Here is a 15273-nt window from a genome sequence, read left to right on the forward strand (position 1 = left end):
TGCGGCTTGTTTTATTATGTGATTATAACTTTTTATTTGTTTGCCAAATAAGCCAAAACATTTTTTTCGATACGCTCGTTGATATTTGAAATATCGGCTTTGACGAATTTTTCTCCCAAAATATTTTCGTACAATTCGATGTATCTTTCTGAAACCGTTTCGATATATTCGTCGGACATATCAGGAATTTGTTGACCTTCTTGTCCTTGAAAACCATTTTCAATCAACCAACGACGAACGAATTCTTTCGATAATTGTTTTTGCTCTTCTCCCCTGTCTTGACGTTCTTGATAGCCTTCAGAATAGAAATAACGAGAAGAATCCGGTGTGTGAATTTCATCAATAAGAACAATTACACCGTCTTTGGTTTTTCCAAATTCATATTTGGTATCCACCAAAATCAATCCACGACTGGCGGCAATTTCGGTTCCTCTTTGAAACAAGGCTCTGGTATATTTTTCCAACACCAAATAATCTTCTTCGGTAACAATTCCTTTCGACAAAATATCTTCACGCGAAATGTCTTCGTCGTGTGAACCATTGTCGGCTTTGGTTGTTGGCGTAATTATTGGTTCCGGGAATTTGTCGTTTTCTTTCAATCCTTCGGCCATTGTCACTCCACAAATTTGTCTTCTTCCAGCAGCATATTCGCGAGCGGCGTGACCAGAAACATATCCACGAATCACCATCTCTACCTTGAAAGGTTCACATAAATGACCAACGGCCACGTTTGGATCTGGTGTTGCAATCAACCAATTGGGAACAATATCTTGGGTAAGTTCCATAAATTTGGTGGCAATTTGGTTCAGGATTTGTCCTTTGTATGGAATTCCCTTTGGCAAAACCACGTCAAAAGCCGAAAGCCTATCGGTGGCAACCATAACCAAAAGTTCATCGTTGATATTGTAAACTTCTCTAACTTTTCCTCTGTAAACAGATTTCTGGTTTGGAAAATTAAAATTGGTGGTGGTAATTGTATTGCTCATCGGTGTTAAATTGTTGTTTTTAAGGTTACAAATTTAAGATTATTTTCAAGGCAAAAACAAGAATTGTGTTTTGATTTTATTTTTCGAAAGGTATTAAGCCAAAAGCGTTTCTTCAAGATATTTTGCCACTCCATCATTATCATTAGACGAAATCACTTCTAAATGCGGAAGTTTGTTTTTTAAACTTTCAACAGCATTGCTCATTATCAAGCCTTTTTGGGTTGACAATAGCATTTTTTCGTCATTGAAACCATCTCCAAAAGATATGGATTCCTGGAAAGTATAATTCTCCATTTCCAAAATTTTAGAAATAGCCACACTTTTGTCCACGGATTTGTCCATAAATTCCAAACAAAACGGAAGACTAAACGCATAATGAAATTCATCAGAATGGTTTTCCATAATTTTGTCTTTCAAATCGACCAATTTATAATGGTCATTGTGCGTGAAAAACAATTTTATGGCACTGAAATCGGTAACCAATTTAAAATCTACAATTTCAAACGGATAATTCATCACGGTTTGAAAACTGTTCAACTTTTTATTTTCCTTGTTGGTTTGCCAAACTTTTTCTTTAAACAACACGGTCGTAAAATCGGAAGGAATATCCAAATCCAAAACCGATTTTATGGCCTCACTTTTTATGTCGAAAGAATACAGTAGCTCTTTTTTGGGCGAATGAATTCTTGCCCCATTGGAGGTAACCAAATAAACAGGACAACCCAAGCTTTCTACAATAGGCAAAGCATCGAGATGATGACGACCTGTGGCAACAATTATAAGGTAGTTTTCGCTATGAAGTTGTTGAAAAACAGTTTTGGTGTAATCTGATATTTGATGTTCTGAATTGAGTAAAGTGCCGTCTAAATCGCTTATTAGAACTTTTATATTCGCAGGATTTGCATTCATGTTAAAAACCAAGTATTTATGAATTGCAAATTTAAGGCTTTATGCTTGGAGGAAAAAAAAATCAGGAGGCAAACAGTGAGAAATAAATCAAGTTTATTATTAAATTAACACCCTAATAGTACTTTATCCCTACTCTACCTGATTATGAAAAGCGGATTAACATCATTTAGGCAGGTACTTTTTTAGGGTACCACAGCCTAGGCTTATCTATGGCTTTGACTAGGCTTTGACTAGGCTTTGATTAATACAGGCATAACCCTTTGGGGGCAATTCTTTTTACCTTCTATTTCAAAAATATAATAATTACCCCCAACGAGTATCATAGTACCTTGTTTAATCGTGATTTTCAATCATCTTGTAGGCATCAATCACTTTTTTGACCAAGCGGTGACGTACAATATCTTTGTCGTCAAGGTAGATAATTCCAATTCCGTCGACGTCTTTCAAGACCAATATGGCTTCTTTCAATCCAGAAATGGTTCTGCGTGGCAAATCGACTTGACCCGGATCGCCGGTAATCATGAATTTGGCATTTTTTCCCATACGGGTCAGGAACATTTTCATCTGGGAATGGGTGGTGTTTTGGGCTTCGTCCAGAATCACGAAAGCATTGTCCAATGTTCGTCCCCTCATGAATGCCAAAGGTGCAATCTGGATAACGCCCTTCAAGATATAATCTTCCAGCTTTTCGTTGGGCAACATGTCGCGCAAGGCATCGTACAAAGGCTGCATGTAAGGATCCAGTTTTTCCTTCATGTCACCTGGAAGAAAACCAAGATTTTCCCCTGCTTCAACTGCTGGACGAGTTAAAATGATTCGTTTGACTTGTTTTTCTTTCAGTGCTTTTACTGCCATGGCAACACCGGTGTAGGTTTTCCCTGTTCCTGCTGGACCTACGGCAAAAACCATGTCGTTTTTGTTCATCGTGTCCACCAACAATTGTTGGTTTGGCGTCATCGCCTTGATGATTTTTCCGCCCACGCCGTGAACCAAAATTTTGTCGTTGTCAAAAGCCTTTCTGTCCTCTTGGATGCCGCCTTGAATAACCCTTTCGATCACGTTGTCGTCAATGTTGTTGTAACGTGTAAAATGAAGCATCAAGCGGTTGAAGCGGTTTTCAAACTCATCCAAGACTTCTTTCTCGCCAAATGCTTTAAGGGTTGTTCCTCGAGCAACAATCTTCAATTTGGGATAGTATTTTTTAATGGTTTCAAGATGAGAGTCTTGAGCGCCCCAAAAATCTTTTGGAGCGATGTCTATGAGCTCGATGATTCTTTCGTTCAAGATGGATATAGTTTTAATTAATAAATTAAGGTTATTATTATTAGCTTTGCGTTTCTCAAATTTAATGAGTTTTAGGTTCCGTTTTCGTTTTATTTATAAACAATTTTATGTCAATAATTACCCTTACCACCGATTACGGCTTGAAAGACCACTTTGTTGGCGCTTTGAAAGGGAAAATTTTATCCGAGTATTCCGAGGCCACCATTATTGATATTTCGCATTATATTGATCCATTTAACACAGCTGAAGCCAGTTACGTTATCGGGGCTGCTTATTCCAGTTTTCCAAAAGGTACCGTGCATCTCATTGGCGTGGATTTGGAATTAAATAAAGAAAACCAACATATTGCCATGCAGTGGAACAATCATTATTTTATTGCCGCCGACAATGGCATTTTGAGTATGCTGACGCAAAAAATTGTTCCCCAAAAAATAGTCACCATCAACATACACGATCGTTTGCCCAGCGATGCCACCGATTTGGATGTTTTTGTGAAAGTGGCCTGTCACATTGCCAAAGGCGGTTTGCTGAACGTAATTGGCAAGGAAATAAAATCCATCAAGCAAGTCACCGATTTGCAGGCTGTTCCCGCCAGTGACGGAAACTCCATAAAAGGATACGTGATTTACATTGACCATTTTGGGAATGCGGTGACCAATATTTCCAAAAAACAATTCTTGGAAGTTGCCAAAGGCAGACCTTATGAAATTGATTTAAGAAGTAACAAAACCAAAAACATCAAAACCATTCTGCCCAATTATTCAGCGATTGCTAGTTCTGAAAAATACCCGATCAAATATTATGAAGGTGAAAAATTGGCGATTTTCAACGAGGCCGGTTTTCTGGAAATAGCCATTTTCAGAAGCAATCCATCCAAAGTGGGTTCTGCAAACAGCTTGTTGGGATTGAATTATAGGGATGTGGTAAATATCGTGTTTGGTTAAACCTAAGATAGTGAATAAATGAAAATCAAATTATTTCTCTTAGTTACTATAATTGCACTTTCTAGTTGTAAAAAAAACAACCCAAAAATTGAAGAAAATTCAAAGTTTGTAAGAGTTTGGTTTGACACTGTAAGATCATACCCTTTCAAGGCAAAACTAATAATTAATAAAAACAAAACATTTGAATATCGTGGTGGAGCTTGTACTTCTAGTTTTGGAGCAAAAGGAATTTGGAGAATCGAAAAGGATACCATAATTTTGAATAGCATCAAACCAAAAGAATGTATGTGGAAGCACGATTTTGGACTCATTTGTGAAAAATTAACTGACAATGACTATAAAACAATTAAAGACTGTGAACCTAAAAGCGAGGATTCCTATGAGAATTTTGAAAACGAAAAATTTTACTTTAGAAATGACACTTTGATTCACAAAAATGATGAAAATGATAAATTGAAAAATTGTCCAAAATCAATAATAGCATTTTCAGATAAAGAAAAAATCAGAAAATAATAATCCTAAATCAAATGTTCACACGAATAGTAAAAATGTCCTTTCACGAAGCAAACATTCCCGCATTTTTGGAAAACTTTGAAATTATAAAAGAAAAAATAAGAAACGCGCCGGGAAACCGTTTATTGGAACTGTATCAAGACAAAACCAACAAATGTATTTTCTTTACCTACAGTTATTGGGAAACCGAAGAAGACTTGGAAAATTACAGAAAATCGGAACTTTTCAATGAGGTTTGGGCATTTACAAAAAAGTTATTCAACGACAAACCTGAAGCTTGGAGCGTAGATAAATTAGTTTCTTTAGTTTAAGGTTTTTTTAGTTTCAAGTTGCTCAACCTGAAACTTTAAACCTGAAACCTGAAACTTTAAACAAAAAACAATGAAATCAATAGTAGTAAGAGAAATAAAATCCTTTTTTGGTTCGCCAATTGGTTATTTGGTGATTGCCGTTTTCTTGATTGGGAATGGCTTGTTCCTTTGGGTTTTTGAAGGAGAATATAATATTTTGAATAGCGGTTTTGCCGATTTGAGTCCGTTTTTTACTTTGGCGCCCTGGATCCTGATTTTCTTGATTCCGGCGGTGACGATGCGCAGTTTTTCGGACGAGAAAAAGCAGGGAACATTGGAATTGTTGTTGACAAAACCCTTGAGTATTTGGCAAATCGTGAACGGAAAATTCCTGGGTTCGATGTTGTTGATCGTTATGGCGATTATTCCAACTTTTATTTATGTTTGGGTAATTTCTGATTTAGGTTCACCGGAAGGCAACATCGATATGGGTAGCACGATGGGTTCTTATTTTGGGTTATTGTTCCTGATTGCAGCCTATTCCGCGATTGGAATTTTCTCTTCCACCCTATCCGAAAATCAAATTGTGGCTTTCATCGTGTCCGTGTTTTTGTGTTTCTTTTTCTACTTTGGATTCGAAAGTTTGACAACGATTGTTCCTAGTTTTCAAGGTTTAATTTCGAGTATTGGAATGCAGGAGCATTTCAGGAGTATGAGTCGTGGCGTGATTGACACTCGTGATGTTGTTTATTTTGCGAGCATCACGGTCTTGTTCCTTTCATTTACAGTTTATAATTTAAAATCCATTAAATCGTAATGACAACTTCCAAGAAAAACAACATCCAATCTTTACTGATTCTCATTGCCATTTTACTGGTTTTAAATGTAATAAGCGGCTATTTTTTCCATCGTTTTGATTTAACCAAGGACAAAAGATACACGCTTTCGCCCACTTCTTTGAATATCATCAAGCAAGTACAAAATCCGTTGTCGGTAAAAATCTATCTGCAAGGTGATTTACCCGCTGAATTCAAGCGTTTGCAAAGCGAAACCCGAGATTTATTCGAAGAATTTCAAGCCTACAACAAGAATATTATTTTCGAATTTGTCGATCCTTTGGAAAACGAGGAAGAAAGTATGGACAACATCAAGGAGTTGTATCTAAAAGGGTTGACACCAATAAACATTACCGTTGACGACAAAGGCAAACAATCGCAAGAGATGGTTTTTCCTTGGGCAATTGCAGTTTACAACAATAAGGAAGTCAATATTCCCTTGCTGAAAAATATCATGGGCGCATCGACTACCGAAAAAGTGGTGGGTTCCGTGCAACATTTGGAATATTCCATAGCCGATGCCATCAACAAAATTACCAAAGAAAAACAGAAGAAAGTGGCCGTAATCAAAGGAAACGGCGAACTTCCAGATGTTTTTATTGCCAAATTCCTGATGCAGGTTCGGGAAAGCTACCACATAGGGCCATTCACCTTGGATTCGGTGGCCAAAAACCCAACGGGAAGTTTGGAAGCTTTGCAAAAATACGACTTGGCGATCATTGCCAAACCAACCGAAACCTTCACGGATGCCGAAAAACAGGTTTTGGACCAGTTCATCGTCAATGGCGGAAAAACCTTGTGGCTCATTGACCAAGTCAATATGGAAATGGACAGTTTGTACAATGATTCCGGTGCTACCTTGGCCTTTCCAAGAGACTTGAATTTGAACGACATGTTCTTTAAATACGGATTTCGAATCACTCCCGATTTGGTAAAAGACGAAAGCGGAAGTTCCATAAAACTGGCCACTGGCGAACAAGGAAGTGCCACGCAATATCAAGAATTCAATTGGAAATTTGCGCCACAAGTATATCCAAGCAGCAAACACCCCATCGTGAAAAATTTGGGTGGAATCAAGTTCGATTTTGCCAATCCGATTGACACTTTAAAGAACGGAATCAAGAAAACCGTGTTGTTGCAATCTTCGCAATATTCCAAGAAAATTGGTTCCCCGGTTGAAGTCAACTTGAACATCGTGGAAGAAGAAACTTCCCCAAACCACTACCTGAAAACGGGCTATATTCCGCTTTCGGTATTGCTGGAAGGCTCCTTTCATTCGATGTTTGAAAACCGGGTTTTGCCTTTTGACCAGCAATCTTTTCAATCGCTGGGCAAAGCCAATAAAATGATCGTGATTTCGGACGGTGATTTGATTAAAAACCAATTGGACAAGAACTTTCAACCCGTGGAATTGGGTTACGACCAACGTTCTGGAAACTTGTACGACAACAAGGATTTCTTGATGAATTGCGTCAATTATTTATTGGACGACAACGGACTTATCAACATCCGAAGCAAAGACCTCGACATCCCTTTATTGGACAGAAACAAGGTTTCTGAAAATTATACTGCAACACAAATCCTAACTATCGGGTTTCCAATATTGGTATTGTTGTTTTTTGGCTTAATTTTCACGTTTCTCAGAAAGAAAAAATACAGCAAGTAATGTTAATAAAAAATTTGAAAAAGTAAAATAGTTTACGATATATTTGTAGCTAGCATAAGTTTTGGAATTATATCCAAATTTATACCTCAACAAATAAAATAAAACAGATGAAATCGCCATGTTTCAAAAAAGTAAATTAATATAAAAAATGGCGATACCCTATTCCAATAAAAAATTAAATATAATCTTCATATGAAATTTATAGTATCGAGTTCGTACTTATTAAAACAACTACAGGTTTTAGGAAGCGTTATCAACAGCAGCAATACGTTGCCTATTTTGGACAATTTTCTTTTTGAATTGGACCACAATACCTTGACCGTTTCTGCTTCTGATTTAGAAACAACGATGTCAGCCACTCTGGACATCGATTCCACCAGCAAAGGAAGCGTTGCCGTTCCTGCAAAATTGCTTTTGGAAATCCTTAAAACTTTTCCAGAACAACCCTTGACTTTCACCGTTGAAGAAAATAGCACGATAGAAATTAGTTCCAATTCAGGAAAATATGCTTTGGCGTATGCTCCGGGTGAAGAGTTTCCAAAATCAGTAAACTTGGACGAACCATCAGTAACCTTGGTTCCTGCCGATGTTTTGGCAACAGCCATCAGCAAAACTATTTTTGCGGCCGGAAACGATGATTTGCGTCCGGTAATGTCCGGTGTTTTCTTCCAATTTTCACCGCAAGGCTTGATTTTTGTGGCTACCGATGCACACAAATTAGTAAAATATGCCCGCACTGACGTAACGGCTTCACAGGTTGCCGATTTCATCATGCCAAAGAAACCTTTGACTATTTTGAAAAGTATTTTGGGTGCTTCGGATGCGGAAGTAAAAATAGAATACAACGATTCAAATGCCACTTTTTCTTTCGACAATTATGTTTTGATGTGTCGTTTGATTGATGGAAAATATCCAAACTACGAAGCGGTTATTCCAAAAGAAAATCCGAACAAATTGATGATTGACCGTTCCCAATTCTTGAGTTCTGTTCGTCGTGTTGCGATTTTCTCGAACAAAACCACGCACCAAATTCGTTTGAAAATTGCCGGAGCCGAATTGAATATTTCTGCCGAAGATATTGACTACTCGAACAAAGCCGAGGAGCGTTTGACTTGTGATTATCAAGGTGACGATATGCAAATTGGATACAATTCCCGTTTCTTGACAGAAATGTTGACCAACCTGCAATCGGACATGATTATGCTTGAAATGTCATTACCCAACAGAGCCGGAATCCTAACGCCAGGTGATGGATTGGAAGAAGGAGAAACCGTTACAATGCTGGTAATGCCTGTAATGTTGAATAATTAATTCAACTAAATAATACGTTAACTAACCAAACCACTTTTTTTATTTCAAAACCGTCCCGATATTTTTTATCGAGACGGTTTTTTTTATTCGTGCATCGCCAAAATTGGAATACCGGAAGTGTTCACTATTTTTTGTGTCAAACTAAGATTAAATAGTTCCACGAAAAAGTTTCTTTTGTAAGTAAGCATCGCCAACACGTCTATATCCTTGAATAAAACAAAATCCAGGATTGTTCCCTTCACGTCATCACTTGGAATTACGGAGAACTGTATGGGTTCACTTTTGAATTCAGTTTCCCAATGTTTTATGGTTGTTTCAGAAACATCGGAATTGCCGGTTTTCACATAAAGGCATCTTACTTTGGCATTGGTTTTTTTGGCAATATTTATGACATCTTTAAGGGCTTTTTTGTCTTTGGCCCTGTAACGGGTGGTGAATCCAATGGTTTCAATTTTCTTGAATTTGGCTTCCAATGGCACGCATAAAACAGGCACATCTATGGCACTGATAACGGAATCGGCATTGCTTCCCAAGAAAAAGGCTTCCCAACCCGAAGCGCCTGAAGTGCCCATAACCACAAAATTTATTTTCTCTTCCTTGATGGCTTTTTTGATATTGTAAATTAAATTACCGTCCATCAGTCTGTGGCTCATTTTTATTTTATCCAGTTTTCGCTCTTCGGCTATGGCACGAAGTTTTGGAATCTCGTCTTTAAACATGTCAAATTCCGATAATTGAAGCGAGTCAAAAATGACATTGTAATTCTCGGGAAAAAACTGGTTGTCGTAAATTGGCAATTCAAATGTGTGCAACAAAACGAGTTCACCATTGACAACTTTTGCAAATTCCAAAGCATGCACAAAGGCATTGGTGGCCACTTCGGAAAAATCTGTTGGAAACAAAATCTTTTTCATTTTTAATACTATTAAAGTGAATAAACAATTAGAAACACCTATAAAGATACGCTATTAACACGTTAATTACTAACAACTTAAATTTAATTTCACATTATTTTCAAGCATGGATAACCAAAATGGGAATAGGAATATCGGCCTCATTTTTCTTGGCATAATTTGGGACAAACATGCCTTCGAAAAAACTGCTTTTATACGTCAACATCGTTAAAACATCAATTTCCTGATGTGAAACAAAATCCAGTATCATTTGCTTTATTTCGTCGTTTCGAACCTCAAAAAAAGCTATTGGTTCATTGGCAAAGTTTTCTTCCCATCTGTTTTTGGTTTCGGCATCCATTTTTGATTTACTTGTTCTCACATAAAGGGATTTAACCACGGCATTTAACATTTTGGCCATATTCAATACTGCGGCAAGTGCTTCTTTGTCCTTGGACGTGTAGTGATTAACATATCCAATCGTCTTGATTTTTTTAAATTTCACACCCAAAGGAATACAAAACATGGGGACGTCAAGGCCAAGAACTACGGTACCTGAATTGGATCCGGCAAAAAGAGCCTCCCATCCCATATTGCTGGAAGTTCCCATAACCACATAGTCTATTTTATTCTGGTGGATCGATTTTTTGATATTTGTAAACAAATCACCCTCCATAAGTTCATGCATCATTTTGACATGTCCCAATTTATGCTTGTCCATTATATCGCGAAGCCTTGGCACCTCATCTTTAAACAGGTCAAGATTGGCAAACTCTACCGAATCATAAAGTTCATTGAAGTTTTCCGGAAAAAACTGATCGTCCATTGGAATCAAATCATAGGAATGCAATACTATCAATTCGCCATGCACTATTTTAGCCAACTCCAAGGCATAAACAAAGGCATTTGTAGCGGCTTCAGAAAAATCTGTAGGAAACAGGATCCGTTTCATTTTTCTTTTTTTAAAGAATTAAACATAAACTTACACCCATAAAGATACGATTTTAACAGATTAATTACCAGTAATTTACCTTTTATTTTACACTAAATAAAAAAGCAGGACGTTTTGATTGTTTTAAAATTTCCGTGGGCAATAATTCAGGGTATTCGCATTTAAAATTATCGGACACGAATTGCACAAATTAATACCGATCGTATCGTTTATTAGAATTGGATTGTCACTAATTATCACCAGTTTTATGAATTAGTTAAAATTTTCAAAACTTACTCTTCGTGCAAATTTGTGGAATTTGTGTAAAACTTTTTTAAAAGCGAATGCCCTGAACTAATTTTAAAATTGATACTAATTTAGATTTAGTAACTTTGCATCCAAGAACTAAAAAAATGCTGTACAACGATTCTATTGTGGCCTTGGCCACACCTTCTGGGGCAGGAGCCATTGCGATAATCCGGATTTCCGGTGATGATGCCATTGCTATTGGGAATTCGGTCTTTCAATCGATCAAGGGAAAGGATTTGACCCAACAAAAAACCCACACCTTGCACTTGGGACACATTATCGACAACAACAAAACGCTGGACGAAGTTTTGGTTTCCCTATTCAAGGGACCCAACTCCTATACCGGCGAAAACACCATCGAAATTTCCTGTCACGGTTCGACTTATATCCAACAACAAATCATTCAATTATTGCTTCGAAAAGGCTGCCGAATGGCCAATCCCGGTGAATTTACCCTGAGAGCTTTTTTGAACGGCAAACTCGATTTATCGCAAGCCGAAGCCGTAGCAGACTTGATTTCGTCCGACAATGAAGCTTCGCACCAAATTGCGATGCAACAAATGCGTGGTGGTTTCTCGAACGAAATCGCAAAACTGCGGGAAGAATTGTTGAATTTTGCTTCCTTGATTGAACTCGAATTGGACTTTGCCGAAGAAGACGTGGAGTTTGCCGACAGAACACAATTTCACGAATTATTGAATCGAATCGAGTTTGTCTTGAAACGCTTGATTGATTCCTTTGCCGTTGGAAACGTCATCAAAAACGGGATTCCCGTGGCGATTGTGGGCGAACCAAACGTTGGTAAATCGACTTTGCTGAATGCTTTATTGAACGAAGAACGTGCCATCGTTTCCCACATTGCAGGAACCACCCGTGATACGATTGAAGATGAATTGGTTATTGGCGGGATCGGTTTTCGATTCATCGATACGGCAGGGATTCGAGAAACGGAAGACGTTGTGGAAAGCATTGGCATCCGAAAAACTTTCGAAAAAATTGAACAAGCACAGGTGGTAATTTATTTATTGGACAGCAGTTTGCAGATGGCAGACGGCAGTTTGCAGATGAACCAAATAGAAATTGAAAAAATCAAGAATCAGTTTCCGTTGAAACCCCTAATTATTATTGGAAATAAATCGGATTTACTTTCCAAAAATGAAGCCGACAACCTTAAATCTGAAATACACAATCTGAACCTAATTTCTGCCAAGGAAAAATTAGGCGTTGATGAACTCAAAAATCAACTCCTTTCCTTTGTAAACACGGGTGCTTTAAGAAATAATGAAACTATTGTAACGAATACGCGTCATTATGATTCCTTGTTGAAAGCCTTGGACGAAATCCAGAAAGTAAAATACGGACTGGAAACCCATTTGTCGAGCGACTTGATGGCTTTGGACATTCGGGAAGCTTTGTACCATTTTGGGATGATTACCGGCCAAGTGACCAATGACGAGCTTTTAGGAAATATTTTTGCCAATTTTTGCATCGGAAAATAAGTTTCACAAAACATCACAAAATAAAACAAAGAATCCCAGTTAAAATGTCATAAAACGGCATTTTAACTGGGATTCTTCGTTCTGTTTATTTAGCTTTATTTACAGATAGTTTGTTCCTTTTTGTACCATTATTGTACCACGAAAAAAAAATCTGCATCAAGATTTTTTTTTGGTGAGATGATGACACAATCTGACACACATAGACACAATGGGATACAAAATTAATCACATTATGAGTTCTAAAATTGAGGTTATCAGAATTTGTGAGCACTGCAAAAATCAGTTCACAGCCAAAACAACACGAACGCGATATTGTTCACCCATTTGCAACAGTAGAGGCTATAAAGCACTGGTGCGTAAAGGAAAAGTAGAAAAAAGCAATAACGAAACCGTTCAGCTTTTAAACACAGATTTGGAAAAAATAAAGCCGCTTGAGTTTCTAAAAATTACTCAGGCCAGCCTTCTTTTCGGGATCAGCAGGAGTACTATTTACAGGTTAGTTAACAATGGATACCTGGACATTGCAAAGTTTGGCAAACGAACAGTTATTCGCAGATGCGACCTTGAAGCTTTCTTTGCTATTCCCATACAGGATGTAACTTTGAAAACTGGACAGCAATTTCCTGGCTTTGACAATTGCTATACTATCACGCAAATTCAGCAGAAATACAATATTTCTTCAGGAGCACTCTATCTATTGATTCAACGGCAGGGTATAGTAAAATATTCCGTTGGAAAATTCACCTGTGTAGCCAAACAGGATATTGATATAATTTTTAATGCCGCAGGAAGATGAAAAAGATAAATGTTACGCTAAGAAAAAGGACGCTGCCAAGTGGAAAGATTACATTATACCTTGATTTTTTTCCTCCAATCTATAACGCTAAAACTCGTAAATTTTCGCGCAGAGAATATTTAGGTTTATATCTGATTTCAAAACCAAAAAACAATATTGATAAAGCAATGAACTCAGAAAATTTGCACAAGGCCGAGATGATTTGTGCAAATAGGCTTAATGAATTAAACAAGCAGCAAATCTATACACCATTTGAACAAGAGCGGCTACGTCTGCAGGAAATAGGAGAAAAATCATTTCTACAGTATCTAAAACAGACAGCAGAAATCAAGACTGGCAATAACGCTGAAATCTGGAAATATGCAATTATCCACTTCGAAAAGTTTCTTAAGAACGAGGACATATTAATGCAGGAAATAGATGTAACAATTATTGAAGACTTCAGAGAATACATTTTGAAGGCAAAATGTTTAAAGAAAAAAGACCAGTTTTTGGCTCAAAACACTGCATTATCCTATTTTAACAAGATCAAGGCCACCCTTCGAAAAGCTTATAAGAAAGGATTACTGCAAACTGATATTAATGCTGCGGTTGATAGCATCAAGGAACAGGAGTCCCAAAGAAATTTCCTGACTATGGAAGAAGCTTCAAGGCTATTTAGGACACCATGCAAAAAAGAGATTGTTAAACGCATCTGCATGTTTTCTCTGCTAACAGGAATACGCTATTCCGATATTGCAAAACTTACATGGGAAGAAGTGCAGTATAGTAAAAGCGAAGGATATTACATCAGATTTAAGCAACAAAAAACTGACAGACCAGTAACTCTTCCTATTTCCCAGGAAGCGTTCGAGTTCTTAGGTGAAAAAGAGACACAATATAAGAGAGTCTTTTATGATTTAAAAAAATGGGACGTGGATCGACTGCTGCCTATTTGGGTTAAAGACGCATCAATTGAAAAACATATTACATTTCACTGCTTTAGGCATACGTATGCAACATTGCAGATGGCGGCAGGTACCGACATTTTTACGGTATCGAAAATGTTGGGACACAAAAACATAAAGACAACGCAGATATATACAAAAATCATTGACGAGAAAAAAAGAGAAACAACTAATAAAATTTCATTTAAATAAGAAGGATCTTGAACTCTTAAAATAATAGTATCATAACGAGTACAGTCAATTAAACTTTAACCATCAAAAACCAAAACCATTCCTAATGTCCACCAACAAAACCGACATATACGTTTCGGCATCTTTTTTCTTTATCTAAATAAATTAAAGTCAAGCAATAATCACAAATTTATTATTTGTCTGATTTTCGTTTGGGAGGCTTTAATGAAGGTGTATTGCCAGGCGTATCTTTATTATCACGTTGACGTCTATCTGGTTTTCCTGTTGAGTCTGCTATTCTTTTTGGTCCTGGTTTGAGTGCCATAATTATAAATTTAATTGATTAGATATCAAAGATATAAATAAAAAAATGAGACTAATTATGTTTAATAAATATATTATCAGTTGTTCCCAATTTGACAAGTGATAATTCTAAATTGACAAGTGACTTAAAGGCACAAAAAAAGATGCTACTGGCATCTTTTTCAGTGGTATTGTATATAATTTACATTATTCTTTATCTAGAAAAAATTCAAAATCAAATAATTCTTTAGGTTCAATATCTAATCCTTTAGCTAACGAAATTATAGTCCCTAAGGAAGCTCCGTGTTCTCCATTTAAAACTCTATATACACCTTTAGGCTCAATCTTCCCTATAGAAGCTACAGTCATAACGTCTTTGTTATAATTTTCCATTAGCTTTTGTAAATTTTGGCCAAATGCTATATAATATTTTTTCCTAATCTCTTTCACTATGTGAAATTGAGATAATCAAAAGAAAAAAAATTGTCAAATTTGACAATTTTGTGATTTTTTTCATATATTTGAATTATTAAAAAAATCCTTAAATAGGATTTTATTAAATTTGCGATTCTTCAAATAAAACATTGAAGCATTCGCTTTGAATTTCGTCTTAGAAAACTGGTAATTTTAAAAGGAACGAAATGATAAGTAAGATGCTCACGCTCTATGGCGTGGGCTCACTTAT

General features: G+C 36.8%; 16 protein-coding genes. 9 read left to right on the plus strand and 7 right to left on the minus strand.

All coding sequences use genetic code 11. The annotated features are described in order from the left end of the window. Nucleotides 1–32 precede the first annotated feature (32 nt). From OZP13_RS09215 to OZP13_RS09225, 3 genes are all read right to left on the minus strand, one after another. Nucleotides 33–986, minus strand: coding sequence for a phosphoribosylaminoimidazolesuccinocarboxamide synthase (locus OZP13_RS09215; RefSeq protein ID WP_269239804.1), 954 nt, complete (start codon nucleotides 984–986; stop codon nucleotides 33–35). Nucleotides 987–1079: 93 nt separating this feature from the next. Continuing rightward, entirely contained in the window at nucleotides 1080–1895 is an 816-nt protein-coding gene (locus OZP13_RS09220; protein WP_269239805.1) for a Cof-type HAD-IIB family hydrolase, read from the minus strand. Between the two features lie 333 nt (nucleotides 1896–2228). Then, entirely contained in the window at nucleotides 2229–3179 is a 951-nt protein-coding gene (locus OZP13_RS09225; protein WP_281296920.1) for a PhoH family protein, read from the minus strand. A gap of 107 nt (nucleotides 3180–3286) precedes the next feature. Here OZP13_RS09225 and OZP13_RS09230 point away from each other — a divergent pair, with 107 nt between their 5' ends. The 6 genes from OZP13_RS09230 to dnaN all read left to right on the plus strand — a co-directional run bounded on the left by OZP13_RS09230 (nucleotide 3287) and on the right by dnaN (nucleotide 8739). Beyond that, nucleotides 3287–4123, plus strand: coding sequence for an SAM hydrolase/SAM-dependent halogenase family protein (locus OZP13_RS09230; RefSeq protein WP_281296921.1), 837 nt, complete (start codon nucleotides 3287–3289; stop codon nucleotides 4121–4123). Between the two features lie 18 nt (nucleotides 4124–4141). Beyond that, nucleotides 4142–4636 carry a hypothetical protein gene (locus OZP13_RS09235; protein ID WP_269239807.1) on the plus strand — a complete coding sequence of 165 codons (495 nt, stop codon included), beginning with the start codon at nucleotides 4142–4144 and terminating at the stop codon, nucleotides 4634–4636. Nucleotides 4637–4650: 14 nt separating this feature from the next. Beyond that, on the plus strand, nucleotides 4651–4947 hold the full coding sequence (locus tag OZP13_RS09240) for a putative quinol monooxygenase (RefSeq protein WP_269239808.1): 297 nt from the start codon (nucleotides 4651–4653) through the stop codon (nucleotides 4945–4947). Nucleotides 4948–5017: 70 nt separating this feature from the next. Then, nucleotides 5018–5743 (plus strand): gliding motility-associated ABC transporter permease subunit GldF, encoded by a 726-nt coding sequence (gene gldF / locus OZP13_RS09245; RefSeq protein WP_269239810.1) that lies wholly within the window; start codon nucleotides 5018–5020, stop codon nucleotides 5741–5743. Continuing rightward, nucleotides 5743–7428 (plus strand): gliding motility-associated ABC transporter substrate-binding protein GldG, encoded by a 1686-nt coding sequence (gldG, locus tag OZP13_RS09250; protein WP_281296922.1) that lies wholly within the window; start codon nucleotides 5743–5745, stop codon nucleotides 7426–7428. The genes gldF and gldG overlap by 1 nt, the downstream gene beginning before the upstream one ends. A gap of 192 nt (nucleotides 7429–7620) precedes the next feature. Next, entirely contained in the window at nucleotides 7621–8739 is a 1119-nt protein-coding gene (gene dnaN, locus OZP13_RS09255) for a DNA polymerase III subunit beta (protein ID WP_281296923.1), read from the plus strand. Nucleotides 8740–8822: 83 nt separating this feature from the next. On the opposite strand, the gene OZP13_RS09260 is transcribed toward dnaN, so the two are convergent. Both OZP13_RS09260 and OZP13_RS09265 read right to left on the minus strand, forming a co-directional pair. Next, nucleotides 8823–9653: a universal stress protein gene (locus tag OZP13_RS09260; RefSeq protein WP_281296924.1), complete on the minus strand. Its 831-nt coding sequence runs from the start codon at nucleotides 9651–9653 to the stop codon at nucleotides 8823–8825. Nucleotides 9654–9753: 100 nt separating this feature from the next. Continuing rightward, nucleotides 9754–10584: a universal stress protein gene (locus OZP13_RS09265; protein ID WP_269239811.1), complete on the minus strand. Its 831-nt coding sequence runs from the start codon at nucleotides 10582–10584 to the stop codon at nucleotides 9754–9756. 392 nt (nucleotides 10585–10976) lie between these two features. Between OZP13_RS09265 and mnmE the strand changes: the two genes are divergently transcribed. The 3 genes from mnmE (at nucleotide 10977) to OZP13_RS09280 (ending at nucleotide 14306) form a co-directional block, all read left to right on the plus strand. Next, complete coding sequence (gene mnmE, locus OZP13_RS09270) at nucleotides 10977–12371, plus strand: tRNA uridine-5-carboxymethylaminomethyl(34) synthesis GTPase MnmE (RefSeq protein ID WP_281296925.1); 1395 nt, start codon at nucleotides 10977–10979, stop codon at nucleotides 12369–12371. 232 nt (nucleotides 12372–12603) lie between these two features. Further along, a complete protein-coding gene (locus tag OZP13_RS09275; RefSeq protein ID WP_281296926.1) occupies nucleotides 12604–13167 on the plus strand; it encodes a helix-turn-helix domain-containing protein in 564 nt (187 codons plus the stop codon). Further along, a complete protein-coding gene (locus OZP13_RS09280) occupies nucleotides 13164–14306 on the plus strand; it encodes a tyrosine-type recombinase/integrase (RefSeq protein WP_281296927.1) in 1143 nt (380 codons plus the stop codon). Before OZP13_RS09275 ends, OZP13_RS09280 begins: the two co-directional genes overlap by 4 nt. Before the next feature lie 172 nt (nucleotides 14307–14478). Here the strand turns inward: OZP13_RS09280 and OZP13_RS09285 are convergent, their stop codons facing one another. Both OZP13_RS09285 and OZP13_RS09290 read right to left on the minus strand, forming a co-directional pair. Further along, nucleotides 14479–14610 carry a hypothetical protein gene (locus OZP13_RS09285; protein WP_281296928.1) on the minus strand — a complete coding sequence of 44 codons (132 nt, stop codon included), beginning with the start codon at nucleotides 14608–14610 and terminating at the stop codon, nucleotides 14479–14481. 185 nt (nucleotides 14611–14795) lie between these two features. Continuing rightward, complete coding sequence (locus OZP13_RS09290) at nucleotides 14796–14981, minus strand: hypothetical protein (protein ID WP_281296929.1); 186 nt, start codon at nucleotides 14979–14981, stop codon at nucleotides 14796–14798. Between the last annotated feature and the right edge of the window lie 292 nt (nucleotides 14982–15273).

Origin of the sequence: Flavobacterium limnophilum (genome assembly GCF_027111315.2) — a bacterium.
Lineage (GTDB): Bacteria > Bacteroidota > Bacteroidia > Flavobacteriales > Flavobacteriaceae > Flavobacterium > Flavobacterium limnophilum.